General features: G+C 51.6%; 17 protein-coding genes. 5 read left to right on the top strand and 12 right to left on the bottom strand.

Translation table 11 applies throughout. The annotated features are described in order from the left end of the window. Window positions 1–69: 69 nt before the first annotated feature. From PsAD26_RS24910 to PsAD26_RS24900, 4 genes are all read right to left on the bottom strand, one after another. The gene (locus PsAD26_RS24910; RefSeq protein WP_084403826.1) at window positions 70–969 is read right to left on the bottom strand and encodes a DMT family transporter; all 900 of its coding nucleotides are present in this window, start codon (window positions 967–969) and stop codon (window positions 70–72) included. Between the two features lie 161 nt (window positions 970–1130). Further along, entirely contained in the window at window positions 1131–1259 is a 129-nt protein-coding gene (locus PsAD26_RS30375) for a hypothetical protein (RefSeq protein WP_256387170.1), read from the bottom strand. 168 nt (window positions 1260–1427) lie between these two features. After that, entirely contained in the window at window positions 1428–1838 is a 411-nt protein-coding gene (locus PsAD26_RS24905) for a DUF3775 domain-containing protein (protein WP_063293957.1), read from the bottom strand. A 442-nt stretch (window positions 1839–2280) separates the two neighbouring features. After that, window positions 2281–2679, bottom strand: coding sequence for a GtrA family protein (locus tag PsAD26_RS24900; protein WP_109316978.1), 399 nt, complete (start codon window positions 2677–2679; stop codon window positions 2281–2283). Between the two features lie 274 nt (window positions 2680–2953). Between PsAD26_RS24900 and PsAD26_RS24895 the strand changes: the two genes are divergently transcribed. Continuing rightward, window positions 2954–4153, top strand: a complete 1200-nt coding sequence (locus PsAD26_RS24895; RefSeq protein ID WP_063312540.1) for a pyridoxal phosphate-dependent aminotransferase — start codon at window positions 2954–2956, stop codon at window positions 4151–4153. 114 nt (window positions 4154–4267) lie between these two features. Here the strand turns inward: PsAD26_RS24895 and PsAD26_RS24890 are convergent, their stop codons facing one another. After that, entirely contained in the window at window positions 4268–4981 is a 714-nt protein-coding gene (locus tag PsAD26_RS24890; protein ID WP_063312539.1) for a hypothetical protein, read from the bottom strand. A gap of 447 nt (window positions 4982–5428) precedes the next feature. On the opposite strand from PsAD26_RS24890, the gene PsAD26_RS24885 reads away from it, so the two are divergent. Continuing rightward, window positions 5429–5938, top strand: coding sequence for a DUF992 domain-containing protein (locus tag PsAD26_RS24885; RefSeq protein WP_063298258.1), 510 nt, complete (start codon window positions 5429–5431; stop codon window positions 5936–5938). Window positions 5939–6183: 245 nt separating this feature from the next. After that, window positions 6184–8244 (top strand): elongation factor G, encoded by a 2061-nt coding sequence (locus PsAD26_RS24880; RefSeq protein ID WP_063312538.1) that lies wholly within the window; start codon window positions 6184–6186, stop codon window positions 8242–8244. A gap of 123 nt (window positions 8245–8367) precedes the next feature. On the opposite strand, the gene PsAD26_RS24875 is transcribed toward PsAD26_RS24880, so the two are convergent. Then, window positions 8368–8823, bottom strand: a complete 456-nt coding sequence (locus PsAD26_RS24875) for a hypothetical protein (protein WP_063312537.1) — start codon at window positions 8821–8823, stop codon at window positions 8368–8370. A gap of 68 nt (window positions 8824–8891) precedes the next feature. Next, window positions 8892–9782 carry an NAD(P)-dependent oxidoreductase gene (locus tag PsAD26_RS24870; RefSeq protein ID WP_063312536.1) on the bottom strand — a complete coding sequence of 297 codons (891 nt, stop codon included), beginning with the start codon at window positions 9780–9782 and terminating at the stop codon, window positions 8892–8894. A 286-nt stretch (window positions 9783–10068) separates the two neighbouring features. Here PsAD26_RS24870 and msrP point away from each other — a divergent pair, with 286 nt between their 5' ends. Beyond that, the gene (gene msrP / locus PsAD26_RS24865; RefSeq protein ID WP_057461130.1) at window positions 10069–11043 is read left to right on the top strand and encodes a protein-methionine-sulfoxide reductase catalytic subunit MsrP; all 975 of its coding nucleotides are present in this window, start codon (window positions 10069–10071) and stop codon (window positions 11041–11043) included. 1324 nt (window positions 11044–12367) lie between these two features. Here msrP and PsAD26_RS24860 read toward each other — a convergent pair. The 3 genes from PsAD26_RS24860 to PsAD26_RS24850 form a co-directional block, all read right to left on the bottom strand. Continuing rightward, window positions 12368–13279, bottom strand: coding sequence for a LysR family transcriptional regulator (locus PsAD26_RS24860; protein WP_057461129.1), 912 nt, complete (start codon window positions 13277–13279; stop codon window positions 12368–12370). A gap of 27 nt (window positions 13280–13306) precedes the next feature. Beyond that, complete coding sequence (gene trxB / locus PsAD26_RS24855) at window positions 13307–14269, bottom strand: thioredoxin-disulfide reductase (RefSeq protein ID WP_063290001.1); 963 nt, start codon at window positions 14267–14269, stop codon at window positions 13307–13309. A 63-nt stretch (window positions 14270–14332) separates the two neighbouring features. Then, a complete protein-coding gene (locus PsAD26_RS24850) occupies window positions 14333–15292 on the bottom strand; it encodes a mitochondrial fission ELM1 family protein (protein ID WP_063312535.1) in 960 nt (319 codons plus the stop codon). A gap of 161 nt (window positions 15293–15453) precedes the next feature. On the opposite strand from PsAD26_RS24850, the gene PsAD26_RS24845 reads away from it, so the two are divergent. Then, complete coding sequence (locus PsAD26_RS24845; RefSeq protein ID WP_063312534.1) at window positions 15454–15936, top strand: Lrp/AsnC family transcriptional regulator; 483 nt, start codon at window positions 15454–15456, stop codon at window positions 15934–15936. Window positions 15937–16021: 85 nt separating this feature from the next. On the opposite strand, the gene PsAD26_RS24840 is transcribed toward PsAD26_RS24845, so the two are convergent. After that, window positions 16022–17356: a hypothetical protein gene (locus tag PsAD26_RS24840; protein WP_153041577.1), complete on the bottom strand. Its 1335-nt coding sequence runs from the start codon at window positions 17354–17356 to the stop codon at window positions 16022–16024. 142 nt (window positions 17357–17498) lie between these two features. Further along, window positions 17499–18839, bottom strand: a complete 1341-nt coding sequence (locus tag PsAD26_RS24835; protein ID WP_063312532.1) for a globin-coupled sensor protein — start codon at window positions 18837–18839, stop codon at window positions 17499–17501. Between the last annotated feature and the right edge of the window lie 327 nt (window positions 18840–19166).

Genomic DNA, 19166 nt, shown 5'->3' with positions numbered 1-19166 from the left:
GGAAGTTAGATAAAATAAAGGCAGCCGGTTGGCTGCCTTTTGTGTTTTGTGCTGATGTTTTTTTAAGCTCTATTCGGCCTGCGCCATGCTTCGTCGGGATTTGAGGTAGTGAGGTCCGACTTCAACAAGCAGGATACCGCTGAAGATGAGGGCGCAGCCAACCAGTCCGATTGGTGCGATGCGTTCGCCCAGAATGACGGCTGCAGCCAGAGCGGCGAAGAGGGCTTCTGATGACAGCATGATGGCTGCATCGGACGGTGTGGTCCACTGCTGACCAAATGCCTGGAAGGTGAAGGCCACGCCTCCGGACAATGCGCCTGCGAAGAAGATCTCGAACCACGCATCCTGAAGGGCTTGCACGGAGTAGGTCTCGAAGAAGAGTGAGGCTACCACACACACCACACCGAGGAAGGCGAACTGGATGACGGCAACCGTGATCGGGCGGCCAGAGGAAGTTGCAAGGCGTCCAACGAAGATCACTTGCAAGGCCCAGAAAACTGCGCACAAGAGCATGAGTAAGTCGCCGCCGTTCAAAGCTGTCAAACCACCACCGAGCAGGTAAATGCCGAGGAGGGTGAACAGGCTTGCAGGCCACACGAGGAAGTTCGGCCTTCCTTTAAAGAACAGTGTGACAAGGATTGGCGTCAGCACAACGTAGATCGCGGTTAGAAAACCGGCGTTGGTGACGGATGTTATCACGATGCCATACTGTTGCAGGACAGTGCCTAGTGTGAAGGCAACACAAACCATCAACAGCGCAGGCAGGTGGGCCTTGCCAAGTTTTTTGGTGCTGTGAATGCGGCGCTCGCGCAGCGCGAACGGCAAGATCACCAAGGTGGCGAGGAGAAATCGCAGGCCAGAAAACTGCAGGGGTCCAAGACTTTCCATTGCAGTTGATTGCGCGACAAAGGCCATGCCCCAGATGAGGCCGGCCATGAGAAGAAGTATGTTTGCAGATGCCCTAGTCATCCCGCAGCTGTACTGCAAGCGAATAGGTGCTGCAAGCGGTCTATCAACGCTTCCGTTGAATTTCTCTCAAGGCGATTTTGAGCTTCTTGACGGTGTCAGAAACGTAGCGTTTGTTTTCACTCGTGCTGCGTGTGCTGGCATTTGTCTTTTAGGATTACGCTCTAAAAGACAAACAAGACCATGATCATTATGCCAACGAAAGCGGCGATGACTGTTGCCGCAACAGGCCATGGTGATTGGGCGTGGCTGACGTGCTCTTTACGATGGTAGTCAACTGGCGAGGTTCTCATTGTGCTCCCCTGCGGCCCTGGTCAGTTGTTTTCCTGAGTAGGGGCCAATAGACGCGGATTACATCGAATACAGAAAGTATATATTACTGGATTTTGGTGTGTTCGAGATACCACAGGTTGAGCTTAAGCAGATCGCTCAATTGCAAAACTGCTATTGCCCATATTTTCTTATAGATTCAGAGCTTCGAGACCAGCCTCGAGATAATCAGGCAAGAGGGGGAGGCCCAAAAGGTATGTTGAGACCGGAGACGTGGATCGTTCGCGTGCTTCAGAGAAAGCAATATCCAGGTCGTTCTGGTCATAATCACCGCGACCTATCCATGCGATGGCGACAAGTTCTGTCGCTTCGTCGATGTTGAGGTCGTCGATAATCTCTCTCAGTTCAGACTCAGAAAAGTCGTCATGCTCTTCTTCTGCAAGTCCGTCGTGATGGTGAACGTTTTCCAGCTTTTCCGTATCGAAGGAGAGGTCACCTTCGTGCCCGTCCTCGTAAGTGTCTGGCAGGCTTTCGGAAACAGCGCGCGCTTTCTGTACGATCAAGCGAACAGTTTCTGCAGATAGTGCTAGTTCTACGGCCATCGTTCGTCCCCGCTTATTGCTGTAACAGAACGTTACTCCTGTTCGGAATTATTCTGCAAGTGGAACTTATGGAACACCTGCCTGCAGTCCATTCGGGCTGTGCAGCAGTATGACGCTGGTGAGAGTAATAGGCGATTTAAGCAGCGGAAAAGAAAAGGGAGTTGGTTAAATGAGCGTTATTGAGCAGCTAAAACTTATCCTATGTAGTTCTACTGAGCGGAATACTGGATATCGTTATGGTTAAAAAAAACAGTATATACCGTTAGGGTAGGGGTTGTTTGTGCGCTGCACCTACGAGTAGCATTTGATGTAAGGGCGAGAAAACAATCAAATCTCCCAGAATTTCTAGGTGCTGGCGGACCTGAGTGCTTTGTGCTGGCAGGGGTGTTTCTTACCCTGTCGGCACATCCAAATGCAGCGCCTCTTTCCTGAAAATCCAAGCTTAGTTTTTGAATGCGTAGATTTTTGAAAGCACGAAGTTGAAGGTCATAGACACCAGTGTGGCGAGGATGACAGCCAGATAGGTGGAGAAGCCCTCGATCAGGGTGATCAGTGCGCCATAGGTGCTGTAGTTGATGACCGCCCCCACACTGTTGACCAAAACGAATCTCACATACTCCCCAAACGGACTTCCTGCCGAGCGGAAGGTGAAGATGCGATTCCAGAACCAGTTGTTGGTCATGGCAATCCAGATGGAGAGGATTCGCGCAATGAGGGGATCAAGGCCAACCACCTGCCAGAAAAAGGCGAGGGCGACCAGATCGACCACAAGACCGGAGCCGCCAACCATTCCGAAGCGAATGAACTGATTTTCGAGTAGTTTTCGCAGCAGGCTTTTCACGGAATTCGGGCTCTCATTTCTGATGGGACCAGCTAAATAGTCAGGTCTTTAGCTTCAGAGGCTGCTTAGCTTTGTTCCTTTGGAAATACAAGAGACGCAGCGTCACAGAACCTCTAATTATATCTGGGGAGTAATATTTGAAAAAATCTGCAGTCTTTGGCGAAATTTGAGCGGAAAAACTGGCGTGTTTGCGCTTGCCAAGCTTTGGTCTGCGCCTTAGGGTCTGCGCGCACTTATTTTGCGAAGAACGTACCCGCTTCTATTGGAGGGCATTATGGGCTTTATCGCTGACTCGCTGTCTCGTGTGAAACCATCTGCAACGATTGCAGTGACCACGAAGGCACGCGAACTGAAAGCCGCAGGCCGCGACGTTATCGGCCTTGGTGCTGGTGAACCAGATTTTGATACGCCAGACAACATTAAAGCTGCTGCAGTTGCAGCTATTAATGAAGGCAAAACAAAATATACAGCGGTTGATGGCACTCCTGAGCTGAAACAGGCAATCAGCGCCAAGTTCCTGCGTGACAATGGCCTGAAGTATGAGCCAAACCAGATTACTGTCGGAACCGGCGGTAAGCAGGTGCTCTACAATGCATTGATCGCAACCATCAATCCTGGCGATGAAGTGCTCATCCCAACGCCGTACTGGGTGTCTTACCCAGACATGGTGCTGCTGGCTGGTGGTGAGCCTGTTGTTGTTGAAGCGGATCAGAAGACCTTCAAGATCACACCTGAAGCGCTGGAAGCGGCGATTACGCCTAAAACCAAATGGTTGATCTTCAACTCACCGTCCAACCCGTCTGGTGCTGGTTATACCCGTGATGAGCTGAAAGCTCTGACCGATGTGCTGCTGAAGCATCCGCATGTCTGGGTCATGTCTGACGACATGTACGAGCACCTTGTCTATGATGACTTTGAGTTCACGACACCTGCTCAGGTTGAGCCTCAGCTTTATGACCGCACTCTGACCGTGAATGGCGTTTCCAAAGCGTATTCCATGACGGGCTGGCGTATTGGTTATGCGGGTGGCCCTGCTGATCTGATCAAGGCGATTGCCAAGGTTCAGTCTCAGTCCACCTCCAACCCATGCTCCATCTCTCAGGCAGCTGCGGTTGAAGCGCTGAATGGGACACAAGACTTCATCCCGATCAACAACAAGGTCTTCCAGGATCGTCGTGATCTGGTTGTTTCTATGTTGAACCAGTCTTCCGGTCTTGAGTGCCCGGTTCCAGAGGGTGCGTTCTACGTGTTCCCATCCTGTGCTGGCACCATTGGCAAGACTGCACCGTCCGGAAAGGTGATCGAGACTGATCTGGACTTTGCAGGTGAACTTCTTGAGACTGAAGGTGTTGCTGTTGTGCCGGGCTCTGCGTTCGGTTTGGGTCCAAACTTCCGCGTTTCCTACGCGACTTCTACTGAAGCTCTGACTGAGGCTTGTACTCGTATTCAGCGCTTCTGCGGAAACCTGAAGTAAGCTTATCTGGAAAAAGAGCGCCGAAGACCTCTTTGGTGCTCAGCTTTCAATACAAAAAAGGCGCTGCATCACGCAGCGCCTTTTTTGTTTTAGGTGTTTCGCGAGACTAGATGCTTAGTCCGGGAGGAGAGCATCCAGAATGTAACTGTTGTTGACGAATGTGCCGCGGCTTTCCTCAACCAATGTCTGTGCATCGGCGAAGGAGAAACGGACGCCTGCCATGATAGAAGCGTTTTCGAGCTTCTCAGAGCGCAGGTCTGCGAACATTGTCATGCCGTTGGCGGTTTCTGTGCCTGGCTTGAACTCCATACCCATTGCGTAGATATGGCTGTCGCGCAGATAGCGGTAACCCGCGTAAAAGCGTGCGTTTTCGCTGGCGTAGTAAGATGCGGTTGCACCACCCATGACAGAGCCCGTATCGTCGATCATCTGAACGCCGATGAGGCTGTCAACAGACAAGTTCTCAAAGTGAACCTGTGCTTCTGCACCTACGTAGCCGAGGGAACCGGCTCCACCGTTGATTTGCGCTGCAGAGCCAACAACACCGAAGTAGTTGTAGTCCTGCGTGCGGAAGCCCATGCGGCCTGTGCCAGCATAAAAGCCATAGTCTCTTGTTCCGCCTGCGGTCGCATCAAATTGTGATGCAAAGCCTGGACCCTGCCCGAAAGCAGCTGTTCCTGACAACAGGCCCAGCATCTTGCCTTCGAGTGCTCCGAAAGCAGTGGTAATGCGGGCATTGATGGGATTTGCCTGCGCGATCGCTGGAAGAGTTGCAATGGCTATTGCACCGGTTACGCCAAACAAAAGTGTCTTCAAATTTGAGCGCATTGCTGATTCTCCGTACTCAATTTCTGAGTGGAGAGTCTCGTGTTTTATTTAAAACATTGTTCTAAAGTGTCCCAAAATGGGTCAAATCATTAGGCTTAACATCTATGGTTAATAATCGGTTTACAGCTTTATGAAACCTTCCCGGAATGTAGGGTTTATCGATTATTTCGCTGTAAGTCCTTCTGCATGCAGGACTTCTCGCAATTTGCTCTAAGCGACTTAAGAGAAGCTTAGGGTTAACACGGTGATGTGACGGGCAGCGCAGGTGGGCCTGCAATACGTTTATGGTGAAAATCCTAATCACAAATTCTAACGCATATCACTAGGTAAAAATAACGCCGGAACTAAGCGGAGTGTTCACTCTGATCACAGCAAGGCTTTGACAGTCTGCATGCTTTGGTTTCCCATTGTGAAAAGGTCGTAGAGCCTGAGCACTGGAGAATAATAATGAGAAAATGCCTTGCTTTTGCTGCTGTCGCCGCTCTTGGTTTCAGCACTTCCGCCTATTCTGCAGACACACCCGCAGCTCCTGCTGAAGAGCCAAAGAAAGATCGCCCAGGTGTTGAAGTTGGATCCTTGACTTGTGATCTGGTTGCTGGGACCAACTTCATTGTTGGCTCTTCTCACGAACTTTCCTGTGTCTTTAAATCGCCAAGTGGCAAGCGCATCGAAGGATATACCGGTACGATTAATAGCTATGGCATCGATATTGGACCCGTCACATCTGGAACGTTGGTGTGGGGTGTTGTTGCACCGAAGGCTAACCTGAAGCCGGGTTCTCTTGCCGGGAGTTATGGCGGTGTGTCTGCTGGTGTCACACTGGGTGCCGGTGTGCAGGCGAATGTCCTGCTGGGTGGCTTGAACCGCTCCATCGCTTTGCAGCCTTTGAGCTTGCAGGGGCAGACCGGAGCGAACATCACAGCGGGTGTTACAGGGTTGCGGTTGACCAAGCAGTGATCCCTTAAATCTTAGGGAGATTGAGAATCCTAACCCTTTGATCTTTATAAATAGCGCCGGTTCATATTGTGCGGCGGACTGTCACGCTTCAGTCCGCCTTTGTTTTGGCGCTTGCATATCACTGTGTTTCCGAGTGACGATACTTATCCAGAGTCTTATAATACTCTGGAAGGCGCGTGTGATTTTGCGCCGCCGTGGCGCAAGCGCCCGTGCCTGCTTCCCAACCCAAACAGGGAGTATGGATCATGGGAGACAAGCATGTCGGAGTTGCCGGAGGCAGGGTTCGCAGCCCTCGTTCGGTTGCCATAATTGGACCTTTCGCAAGTGGCAAGACCACACTGCTGGAAGCTCTTCTCGCACGAACGGGGGCTATTGGGCGACAGGGAAGTGTTGACGCGAAAAGCTCACTGGGTGACAGCAGTGACGAAGCGCGTGATCACAGCATGAGCGTTGAGGCGAACATTGCCACCTGCACCTACAAGGGCGATCACTTCACATTTATCGACTGCCCTGGATCCGTAGAATTTCTTCACGAAGGCAACAGTGTCTTAAATGGCGTAGATATCGCCGTTGTGGTTGCTGAGCCAGATGAAAAGAAGACAGCAGCTCTTCAACTCATTCTCAAATCACTCGAACAGCGGAGCATCCCGCATGTTCTTTTCCTGAATAAAATAGACAAGGCAACAGGCAGTGTGCGCGCGATGCTTCAGGCATTGCAGCCAGCTTCGAGCCTTCCAATGGTGCTGCGCCAGATCCCAATTTGGGAGAACGGCGTTGCGACAGGCTTTATTGATCTGGCGCTGGAGCGGGCCTTTGTCTACCAGGAAGGTAAGCCAAGCAAGACCATCGAGATTCCAGATGATGAGCGTGCCCGTGAGGTGGAAGCGCGCTATGCCATGATGGAAATGCTGGCAGATCACGATGACGTTCTTATGGAGCAGCTTTTAGAAGACGAAGCGCCTGAGAGTGAGGTCATTTTTGATGATCTTGTGCAGGAAATGCAGCGCGGTGAAATCTGCCCTGTATTCATTGGCAGTGCGATCAAGGGCAATGGCATCCGGCGCTTGCTGAAGGCTTTGCGTCATGATGCTCCAGGTATTGTTGAGACGCGCAAGCGTCTTGGGCTCAAGGAAGATGACGCCGTTCTTCAGGTGCTGAAAACCTATCACACTTCGCATGGCGGCAAGCTCTCTGTTGCTCGTCTGTTTGGTGGGTCTGTGAAGGAAGGTGCGCTTCTTTACGACAGACATGGGGAAGAGTATCGGCCATCTGGTCTGTTCCAGATGCAGGGTTTGCAGCCAAAGAAGATTTCGGAGGCTGTTGCTGGTGATCTGGTGGCTCTTGGCAAGCTAGATAATATTGAAACCGGCATGACACTTGGTGTTGGTGCCAAGCCTTCGCAAAGTCTGTTTATCGTTGATACTCCCGACGCTGTTCTTTCCAAAGGGATCACGGCGACAGAACGTAAGGATGAAGTCAGGCTCTCTACGGCGCTTTCCAAGTTGGTGGATGAGGATCCATCCCTGAGTATTACCCAGGTCCAGAGCACGGGTGAGACCGTTCTGGAGGGACAGGGTGAAATGCATCTGCGGGTTGCTCTTGAGAAATTGACAGGGCGCTATGGTCTGTCAGTGAAGAGCTTTGAACCTCGCATTCCATACAAGGAAACCATTCGCGGTACGACTGAGCTGCGCGGACGCCATAAGAAGCAAAGTGGTGGCCACGGTCAGTTTGGTGATGTCGTGCTGTCAATCCAACCTATGCCACGTGGTGAAGGGCATAGCTTCAACGACACGATTACCGGTGGTGTGGTGCCGAAACAGTACATTCCATCTGTCGGTGATGGTGTGAAGGAAGCTCTGGAGAAAGGGCCTTTAGGCTTCCCGGTTGTGGATGTGGCTGTGACGCTGAAGGATGGCTCCTATCACTCCGTTGACAGTTCCGATCAGGCTTTCCGCATGGCAGGTATTTTGGCCATGAAAGATGGTTTGAAGGAATGTAAGCCAGTTCTTCTTGAGCCCGTTGATAAGGTTGTTGTGGCCTGTCCATCAGATACCACAGCCCGTATCAATGCGATTGTTTCCGGTCGCCGTGGACAGATCCTTGGATTTGATGCCCGCGATAACTGGGATGGCTGGGATGAAGTGGAAGCGATGATCCCTGAGAGTGAACTCAGCGACCTTATTGTAGAGCTTCGCTCTGCAACAGCTGGTGTGGCAACGTTCTCTCGTAACTTTGACCATCTGGCCGAGCTTTCTGGTAAGGCTGCGGACAAAGTGATTGAGGGTGCAACAACACCAGCCTGATACTCCAGAGCTTGCGAGCGTATTCTTGTCCGAAAACCGGAACCACTTTTCGGGAATACGCTCTAAAGTGAGACAGAAAAAGAACCCGGGGCCGTGCTCCGGGTTTTTCTTTGGTGGTAATGCTTAGGCGGTCTCAGCTTTGCTGGTCAGTGCGTTTAGCTCTTTTATGAAACTTGCCATTTGCACCTGCCCACCCTTTGGGGCTTCAGGCCACTCGGAGACTTTGATGCCCCAGTATTCTCTAGGCGTGCCTTTGTAGCGTGGCATGAGCCAGACATGGAGGTGTGAAACGGCATCTCCAAATACCCAAGTGTAGACATGCTCGATTTGAGAATGAGCATAGAGAGTGCCAGTTACCCGCCCAATGAGAGACCAAAGCTGCGCTGCTTGTTGTGGGTTGAGTTCTGACCAGTTTTGCACATGAACGCGTGGCTCAATGATCAGGGTGCCAATCAGGTTGGTGCTGTCCGCAGTGCGATCTGGCGCGTGGGCCACCACGAAATCGTTATAGCCGTCAATGTTCATCGCCAAGTCGGGTGAGAGGGTTTTGTGTTTGGTACAGACAAAGCAATCAGTCATGGGACACTCAAAACAAAATAACGTGGATCAAAAGAATGATGCACCATAACCTCTTGTGATCAATCCTGTCATCTTCGTTTGATGGGTGGCAGGGAGGCTGTTTGGGCCATGAGGCGGGCGAGGATGGACCAGTCTTCGTCTGCGTACCCTGCAGCGATTGCGGTACGGAGTTGGTTGGCGATGACTTCTGCTGTGGGGAGAGGTACTCTGAGGTCCCGAGCTGTTTGCTGCGCTAGATTGACGTCCTTCAAGCCCAAGGCGGTCTTAAAGCCGGGAGTGGGGTTTTCCTCGCGGGCGATGAGGGGGGCGTATGCTTGATAGATGGGCGCGCTGAACAGTGTCTCTGTTATCAGCGTGAGGAAGGTTTCCGGATCTATGCCAGCTTTTCTTGTAAGGGTGAAGCTTTCGGCCAAGGCTTCTACTGCCGCCGCTATCATGAAATTCATGCCTAGTTTGGTGACCGCAGCTTGGCGCGGTGTTGGACCCATCCAAAAATGCCGCATGGATATGGCTTCCAGCACAGAGCGGGCATCGTCCATTGTACTGCGCTCGCCTGCTGCTACCGCGACCAGTTGCCCTTCTGCGGCTTTGTCTGGCCGGCCAAGTACTGGCACACACAGGAACCGGACATTGGCACGGTCATGGGCAGCAACTAGACGGTCTACCATTGGTGGGCTGATGGTGCTGTGGGAGATGGAGATGCTGTTTTCTTTGAGTGGGAGTGCCAGAGTGTCTCCGGAAAGATAGACGGCCTCAACAGCTGCATCGTCTGATAGCATTGAGCAAACCATATCGCAGTCTGCAAAGTCTTGCAGGGATGTGGCTTGCTGTGCTCCCTCCGCGACAAGATCAGCGGCTTTTTCCGGAGAGCGGTTGTAGACCTTCAGAGCGTGTTCTTTGTTGATGCGCTGGGCCATTCCAAGGCCCATGGCGCCCAGGCCGATAAATCCGATTGTCATGGTGCCGTTCCTTTGCCCTGTCTGACATACGCTGCGCGTTTCAGAATAAGCTGGAGGCGTATTTGAACGGGTGTCTTGAACCTGCTGAATTTAAAGAAATCTAATCTGATTGGGTGTTGATGGCGGCTTTGAACCGAGTGGTCTGACAGTTCGTCCTGTGCCCGCCTTCCGTGATCACGAAAAGGATCACGGGGGGTTTACTTGAAGTTTAAGGGGTTTCGCCGCTAAGTCATAGGCCAATATTGATAGACATTACCGTAACCCTTACCTGCTTGGAGATGGCAGCATGAACATTATTCATAGGCCTGAATGGATTATTCCGGAAAGAGAAGCGACACCTGAGGATGTGTTCTTCAACCGGCGCAGGTTTATGAAGGGCTTGGGCGCTGTTGGCCTTGGTCTGGCTGCTGGTGGTACCGGTTTGGTGAGCAGTGTGTTTGCGCAGGATGGCAAAGACCCAACCCTTGATCTCTACCCAGCTGAGCGGAACCCTGATTTCACCCTGAAAAGGGCAATTACGCCTGAGAGCGTGACGTCTGTTTACAACAACTTCTATGAGTTTGGCTCACACAAGCGCATTTCCGGTGCAGCGCAGGCGTTGAAGACACGTCCGTGGGCGATCACCATTGACGGTATGGTTGATAACCCGCAGACCATCGATTTTGATGATCTGGTGCGTAAGATGCCTTTGCAGGAGCGCCTTTATCGTCACCGCTGTGTTGAAGCGTGGGCGATGGCTGTGCCGTGGACTGGCTTCCAGCTATCCGAGCTGGTGAAGTACGCTGGTCCGCAGAATGGTGCTAAGTATATCCGTTTTGAGACCTTTGAAGATTCCGACGTGGCCAGCGGCCAGCGTCAGTTCTGGTATCCGTGGCCTTACGTTGAAGGCTTGACCATGGATGAGGCCATGAACGACCTGGCATTCGTAGCGACGGGCATCTATGGCAAGCCGTTGCAGAAGCAGTATGGTGCGCCGATCCGTTTGGTGATGCCATGGAAGTACGGCTTCAAATCCATCAAATCTATCGTGAAGATTACCTTTACTGATCAACGTCCGGTCAGCTTCTGGGAAAAGATTGGCCCGAGCGAGTACGGTTTCTGGGCGAATGTGAACCCTGAAGTGCCGCATGCTCGCTGGTCGCAGGCTTCTGAGCGTTTGCTGGGTACGGATGAGCGCGTGCCAACACAGCTTTACAATGGCTATGCGGAGCAGGTGGCGCACCTTTATAAGGATCTGGAAGGGCAGAACCTCTACCGGTAAACGCTTGCTGATAAGCTTTTAAAAGGCCTGAGTGGTTTGATTGCGAATGAGCGACAAAGCCACTCGGGCTTTTTTGTGCGCGTTGTGATGTGGTGTTGGGTTTGGCGAATTAGCCTATTCACTCAATGGATTTTTAGAGCTGTAGGATTAGGCAGGATTGAACTGGAAGGATAACCTGCCGGTTGTTGTGGATAACTGAAAAGCGGCTTGTCCTCGTTAAAAGAGGAATCAAAGTGTGCCGCTGTTATTCTGCTGGAATGTGCAAAGTGATTTGACTGCCGAGCCGTTCCGCTCTGTCAGCTTCGCTTATGGCGTGGGAGATTTCGCCATAGATTGCGAAAAGTGCGCAGGCAACCAGAGTGTAAAATGCTTTTCTCAGGTCATTCACATCCATTACCTCGGATATTTGCCAATAGGTATGATTCGATAAGTAAAGGATGCAAGCTGATTTGTAATTTCGCTGATTAGAGGTGGTGAAATTTCACTGTTTGAAGATTTACCTAGGAAAAATATAGTTAATTTGAGTAAGGATTGCAGAAACTACTAGTTTATGTGAGTTGGGAATACCTTGAATCTGATGGGTTTTCCCAAGGTGGTGCTGCGCAATAGCCTGATGAATCCGCATGTCTCTGCGTGTATCCGGGATTGTTGATTTTTTAGTGTGCCCAAGAAGTAAGCGACCTTAGGTCTGTTTTTAGGCAGGGCGATTTTGAGCATGTCATGCGTGTTTGTCAGCGGCTGTAACTGCTCAGCAAAAGGCCTTTCAAAACAGCTTTATAGCGCGTCAGGTGCGCTGTTAGCTTTGTGTGCTGCGAGGTGCTTGGAGAGGTTTGCTGACTAAAAGACTTAGGGAGACCCTTGGTCATCTTTGGCATTTGGCAAAAAAAAACCGGACCATGCGGTCCGGTTTCGAAGTGATGAATGATAAAGCACCTAATGGGTGCAATCACCTTCCAGAGGGGAACAGTTGATCGGATGTTGATGTCACTGGGAGGAGAGGTGTGACAACAACTGATCAACAGCAGGTGTATATATGCAGTGCAGCGCCGAAACAGCAATCCTTAATTTTTGCATTGCAGCTATGCATTTTTAAGGGGGCTCAAAACCCTCGGAACTTCATTGCAGGATTTGACAACTATCAGAAAGCTAACTCTGCGTAAGATATTGTCATTTCGGGATGGGATGGCGGGAAAAAGGCCTCACAGACGGTCTGAGAGGCTTCAAAAGAGATCTGGAATATTATTTATTTTGCAGTGCAAAACTTAGGGTTGAAACTCCTGAGCTGGCTCATCAAGCCAAATCAGTTCTTTTGCAGAGTTCCAGCCTAGTGTGTCCAACGTTCTGCATAGGAGACGAGGAAGTCTCTGAATGCGGTCACGCGAGCAGTGTTTTTCAGCTCTGATGGATATACGAAGTAGGTATCAAAGCTTGGCAGCTCTTCCTGTGTCACAGACATAACGCGTTTGATGCCTGCACCGGGCTCAACCATATAGTCCGGTAGAATAGCGATGCCGACGCCGGTCTGTACGGCTTTCTTGATGCCAGACAGGTTGTTCACGCGCAGGGAAACATCGCGGCGCTCGCCGTTTGGCAAACCGGCTGTTGCAAGCCAGTTCATCGCGCGCAGGTAGGAGGCCATGTTGTCACCGATGGTGATCAGACGGTGGTGGTCCAGATCATCGATGGTGCTTGGGCTGCCAAAGCGCTCAATATAGGTCGGTGAGGCGTAGACGTGGAAGTGCACCGTAAACAGCTTGCGCTGTATGAGGTCTGGCTGTGTTGGCTGGCGCAGGCGGATGGCGACATCTGCCTCACGCATGCCCAGATCCAGCTCATCATCCATGCAGATGAGTTCCAGACGCATGTCCGGGTAAAGATCCACGAACTCGTTGACACGGGCGGTGAGCCAAGTGGAGCCGAGGCCCACTGTGGTGGTGACACGAAGCGTGCCGCTTGGCTTTTCCTTGGTGTCTGTCAGGCGGGACTGAACGGTTTCCAGTTTCAGCAGAACTTCACGGGCGGTTCTGTAAAGAAGCTCGCCTTGTTCTGTTGGAATCAGCCCGCGCGCATGACGGTGGAAGAGGGGGACACCCAGCTCTGCCTCAAGTGCACTGACCTGACGGCTGACAGCCGACTGGCTCATGTTGAGAGCTTCGCCTGCGTGGGTAAAGCTTCCTGCCTGTGCTGCTGCGTGGAAAATTCGCAGCTTGTCCCAATCCAAAGAACGGCCTGGCATTTGCTTTCCCCCCATCTTCCCGGTTTCTTATTCTGCTGCTTCGGTTTCAGATTCCAAAGCTGCCAGGTAGCGTTCTGCTTCCAGTGCAGCCATGCAGCCCATTCCTGCAGCGGTCACGGCCTGACGGTACTGCTCATCAGTCACGTCACCAGCTGCGTACACACCCGGAATGGATGTCTGAGTTGAATCAGCTTCGGTCCAAATGTAACCGGATTCCTTCATCTTTACCTGATCTTTGACAAGGTCAACCGCTGGAGCGTGTCCAATAGCGATGAATACGCCGTGTGTGGACATTTCTGTGGTTTCACCGGTCTTACGGTTTTTCAGGCGGATGCCAGTCACAACAGCTGGATTTTCGGTGCCGAGGATCTCATCCACTTCACTGTCCCAGACCACGTTGATCTTTTCGTTTTTGAAGAGGCGTTCCTGAAGGATCTTTTCGGAGCGCAGAGCATCACGACGGTGAACCAGCGTGACTTTTTCTGCCAGGTTAGCGAGGTAGAGCGCTTCTTCAACAGCGGTGTTGCCGCCACCAACCACAACAACTTCCTTGCCACGGTAGAAGAAGCCATCACAGGTTGCGCATGCGGATACGCCGCCAGCCTGATACTTTTCCTCAGAAGGCAGACCGAGCCATTTTGCCTGTGCACCGGTTGCGATGACGAGCGCGTCTGCGGTGTAGAGGGTGCCGCTGTCGCCTTTCAGCTCAAACGGGCGCTTGGAGAGGTCAGCTTCCAGAATAGTGTCGTAATCGATCTTGGTGCCGACGTTTTCTGCCTGCTTGCGCATTTCTTCCACGAGCCATGGACCCTGAATTGGATCTGCAAAGCCTGGGTAGTTTTCAACGTCGGTGGTGATGGTCAGCTGACCGCCAGTCTGCACACCTGTGACCAGAAGCGGTTCCAGCATAGCGCGCGCGCCGTAGATTGCGGCGGTGTAGCCAGCAGGGCCGGAGCCTACGATCAGGAGTTTGGTGTGCTTAACAGTCATTTCCTCAGAACCTCAAATTTCGTGCGCGCTTGGATAGTACCAGTGCCGTGTTAGGGAGGGGTTCTATCCGCTCGTTTGCTTTTGTTCAATCGCTTTGGATATGGCATCCGCAATATCCGGTGTAGCGTCTATCGGTTCATAAGTAGGTGCTAATATGTCTCCGGGGAAGGGATGAAGTACTCCCAAATCCTCCATTCTTGATAAAAACCTATCAAACTTTCTGTGACTACCTGTTGGGCGGAAGCCGTAGATAGGCTTTCCGGTGGCTGAAGCTTCCCCCACCATATTGGTGGAATCTGTTGTAACCACTGTGATTTCTGCGTTGGCCAGGTACTGGGCGATGGGGTTTTCACCCTCTCCATTCCAGAAGAGATGACCTTCTGATCTGCCCAGATCATGCAGCTGCGTCGCCAGCTCTCTTGGGGTGCGGCGGGAGCAGGTGATCATGAGCGAGTGGGTTTGCGACAGGTTTTTAAGTGCGGCGAGAAGCGTGTTGATATTGTCGGGCGTAAAGGTGTGATGCTGGGAATTGCCGCCAATCAGGACTGCTGCTTTGGGTTTTGGCAGCGCTGCGATTGCCTCAAGCGGGTTGTCGCGCGCGTCCTGCAGTTTTTGCGCTGAGAAACGGTGAGGTGACGTAAGTGTTGTTACTATGTTTTTCCCAGAAATTCCGTCATGTTCCGGCGCCCAGACAAAATCAGCAAATTTGCTGTTGATCTTTGGGTCCTTGAGGAAAACAGTAAAGGTCTGGCCCTTGGAAAGCCGCTTTAGTGCGCGTAAGTAGGGCACCGCTCTGCGCCCGGATGCAATCGCGACCGCGGGATATGGGGGTGCAAGCGGGCTTTCTAGCTTGTGTGGTGCGTCTTTGGGATCGATTGGTCCCCAAGGCATTGCGTAGGTAAAGAGCTTGCGGGGGGCAACTAATCGAATTTCGTAGGGCAGTCCCAACGCGTCGGCTACACCGATGCATTGTGCTACGTCTCCGATCTTGCCATCTGTTAAAACCCACAGGTTTTGCGACATTTTGTTCCCCCAGCTTTCGGGAAGTGTCTGCAAAATGCTATTTGTTGATATAGTCTGTCGCAAATAAGCAATAAACTAGCATTTCGCCTAACTTCGTGTTTTAGGCAGTGTTGTAAAACAGGTTAACTGTTAATCCAATAGGACAAGCAAAGGAGACGAGCTTGAAAGCGCGTCTGGATTCGATCGACTGGCAAATTTTGAAGGAGCTGCAGGGAGACGGCCGCATTACCAATGTGGAGCTGGCTCGTCGTGTAGGAATTTCTGCGCCCCCATGTTTGCGCAGGGTTCGAGCCCTGGAAGAAGCAGGACTCATTCGCGGCTACCGCACGCTACTTGATGAGAAACAACTGGGGTATGAAGTCACCGCCTTTGTCATGGTTGGATTGCATAACCAAACAGAGAATGACCTCGTCTCATTTGAAGCGCAAGTCAAGGAATGGCCGTTGGTTCGGGAGAGCTACATGGTGTCCGGTGAAGTTGACTTCATCATGCGCTGTACGGCTAAAGATCTGGAAACCTTCCAGAACTTCATTATTCGCGATGTGACCTCCACAAAGAATGTGGATCACGTTCGCACTGCACTGACCATCCGTCGTATCAAGGATGAGCCAAACGTGCCGATTGATAAGTCTGAGTATTTCTAGGCTTTCGATCCGGGAGAATTTGCAAACGGCCTTCGCGTAGGAAGGCCGTTTTTTTTATGCGTGGTTTTGCATGCGGGCAACTGGGTTATGTCCACTTGCCAACGGTTATGGTGACTGTGCCAGATTTCACATTGTCGGTCGTTTTTGAGGGCACTTCTGGGCCGTCATAGGGGCCAACCGGGTTTTCATCCATGCTGAAGCCATAGGCTGCCTGATTGAGCATGAGGGATGGTTTGCCGGAAAGGCGTGAGTCGTTTCCATCACTGTCGCTGTAGTGCAAGAACTTTGAGTAATAGTGGCATGTCTTGCCTGCCTCGTACCACTTGCTCCAATCGTTCCATTTTGTGGTGCTAAAGGCTGCCTGCGCGCTTTCTGTTGTTTCTGCGGCCAACACGCCGTCTAGTGCTACACCGCGGCACAGCGCTTCCCAGATGCTGTCCTGGAGCAGGCCTGCATCTCCTGCAGCCCCTGCCGGAGTTAAACCGACACCGAAGGACTGTTGGAAGACGTATTGGCTGCTCGTCAGGCCGCTTTCCGGCTTGTAGAAGTGGAAAGTGCCAGCTGGGCCTGTCAGCGTATAGACTTGGGTTTGCTCGGTTGAACCAGAGCGAGCCTGTGTGGTGCAGCTTCCTTCATACAAGCGAGGAGCCGCTTTTGAACCGAGATTGATGCTCAAGACGTTTCCCGGTGAGAAGAAACGGTCGAGGGTTTCATCCCAATAGGTTGCCAAGGGATCATCCGTCGTTTTCTGGTAGTTGCCGGATTTTGAAGCGAGCCAGTCGTTGGGATCACAGATGGCAAAGAACTGATTGTCGACAATGGGTGGCTGGAACCCGCCTTTTGTGAGCGGCGTAGAGTATAGCAGAGGAAGGAAGTGAGCAGCTGCCGGATCTGTCTTTGCTTCGTTCTTCATGAACTTTGTGAAAGCCTCGGCAATCTGAGACCGTGTTACATCTTTGCGCATGCCATATTGTGGGCCATCCGGGCCTTCGACATCGAAGCGAAGGTTGAGGCCAAAGCCGCTCACAGCGGAGAGATTTAGCTGAGCATCCAGACCAAACTCGAAAACGTCAAACGGGCCGGGAGCCTCTACGCCCGGTGTGTTGGCATAAGGGTACTGGGTGTATTGGATTGGATTGTTGTTTGTGACTGTGAGGTCCTGCGGCTTGTCTTTGGAGACAACAAACAGGAAGCGGTCATCACCGTTGGTTTTGTCCTCTAACACTACATCACCGATATCCGAGAGCTTTTGAAACGGAACGCTGGTTGGTGCGTTTGTCGTGCTGGGTCTTGTGAAATTGTTTCCTTCCAGGACCTTGAAGTGTTTCTGTGACCCTCCGTTGATCCAGCCTGCGACCCAGATATGTGCCGTGGAGCCGGGCAGACCGCTTTCATCGACCAGTTTGAACTTGATGGACATTGCGTTCCCTTTTTTGTTTTTCTTCTTGGTGTTTAGGGACGTGTGCCAGCTGGTTTTGTGAGCGGCGATTCTGGATTGCAGATGCAAAAACGGCCCTCTTGAAGAAGGCCGTTCTGGAATGCTTGAGCTGTCGCCGCGACAATCAAAGGCAGCGGATGCTTGAGAAGAAATGAGAGATTTCTTCTGAAATTGCTTCGCTCTGCTGGCTGAGTTCTGTCGCAGCGGATGTTGCCGTGGCAACAGCACGTTTGGATTCGTCAGCAGTTGCAAGGATGTTGCTTAGCTCGCTTGTCACGCCCTTCGCATTTTGAGAGGCGGACTGAATGCTCGAAGAGATTTCGTTGGTTGCGATGGCCTGTTGATCCACTGCATCAGCAATTGCAGTTGCGGTTGAACTGACCTCCTCAATCTTTTGGGAGATAGCTGAAATCTCTTCCACACAGCGCTTGGTTTCACTCTGAATAGCACTGATTTTGGAGGCGATCTCGTCAGTTGCCTGACCTGTCTGGCTTGCGAGATCTTTCACTTCGCTTGCCACAACGGCAAAGCCGCGGCCTGCATCACCTGCACGGGCTGCCTCAATGGTTGCGTTGAGGGCCAGAAGGTTGGTCTGTTCCGCAATCGCGCTTATGAGCTCTGTCACTGCGCCAATCTCGTTGGTTGCTGTCTGCAAGCCGAGGACGGTGTCGTTGGTGCGTTCTGCATCTTTGGAAACAGTCTGTGCTGTTTCTGCAGAGCGGGTCACTTGCGAACCGATTTCGGCGACGTTGGCAGACATTTCTTCAACCGCTGCCGCACCGGAGTGGACATCTGAGGCTGTGTAGTCAGCAGACTGGCTCGCAGCTTCTGCAGCCATTTTGCTTTGCTCGGATGTCTCGCGGAGAGTGAGTGCAGAGTTTTCGACGCGATTGCCGGCTTCTGCCGTCTGCTCTATCCGCTTGGTGATTGTCCGCTCAAAAGCGTTGATGGCATCTTCAAGCTGATGGGTGCGCTCATCACGCTCTTCTGTGTAGTGACGATGGTAGGCGGAGACTGCCTGGCCCATGTCGAACATAACTGCTTTTTGAAGAGCAATCAGGCTGCGTGACAAACGCCCTGGCGAAAAGCGCATCTTGCTGGCGAGCACTTTGGTCAGCTCTTCCAGAATAAACGTATAACCACCGATATACCAATCCGGCTCAAGGTCAGTGTACACGTGGGCGCGGCCAATCTTGTCAACGCGCTCCATGTAGGTGGAGTCAAAACCGCCGGTGAACAGGATCTTCCAGTGGCTTGCTTGAGCTGATTTCAAGCCATCAACTTTGCCGGATACCTTTTTCTTCAGTTCCGGATCACGCTGAACGTGGTTGTAAAAGTCACTCAAAATCTGTGTTAGGTGGCCCTCAACACTGGGCCAGAGATCTGAAAGTGTTTGTATGGTCTGACTATCAATTTTGAAAAAACCGAGCTGGCTTTTCAGACCTGAAAATGAATTGGTGGTCATGGCAGCAAATTTCCCGTCAATTTGTCGAGATCATTTGCATTTACAAGGGTTAACAGTAAGTAGATTTATCCATGCAAAATGCCGAATATATACTTATAATTGTGTTAGTAAGCGCAGATTGTGATGTGATATGAGCTTTTTAGGCAGGGATACGTGCCAGATTGTCGCAGGGTTTTGCTGCTTTTTCAGATTTTTGAAGTAAATACGTTAACTTATCGAAGAACCGATTGTTTGTTCTGTAATTAGTGGATAACTCGTGTGGGTTGCATAAAAAATGCCGCTCAGAGCGGCACTTTCATTTCTTGAAATCATATGGTTCTGAAATTC

The sequence above is a fragment of the Pseudovibrio sp. Ad26 genome (assembly GCF_001623285.1).
GTDB classification, from domain to species: Bacteria; Pseudomonadota; Alphaproteobacteria; order Rhizobiales; family Stappiaceae; genus Pseudovibrio; species Pseudovibrio ascidiaceicola.
Note: the sequence above shows the minus strand (reverse complement) of the source record. Positions and strands in the feature narration are given on the sequence as shown.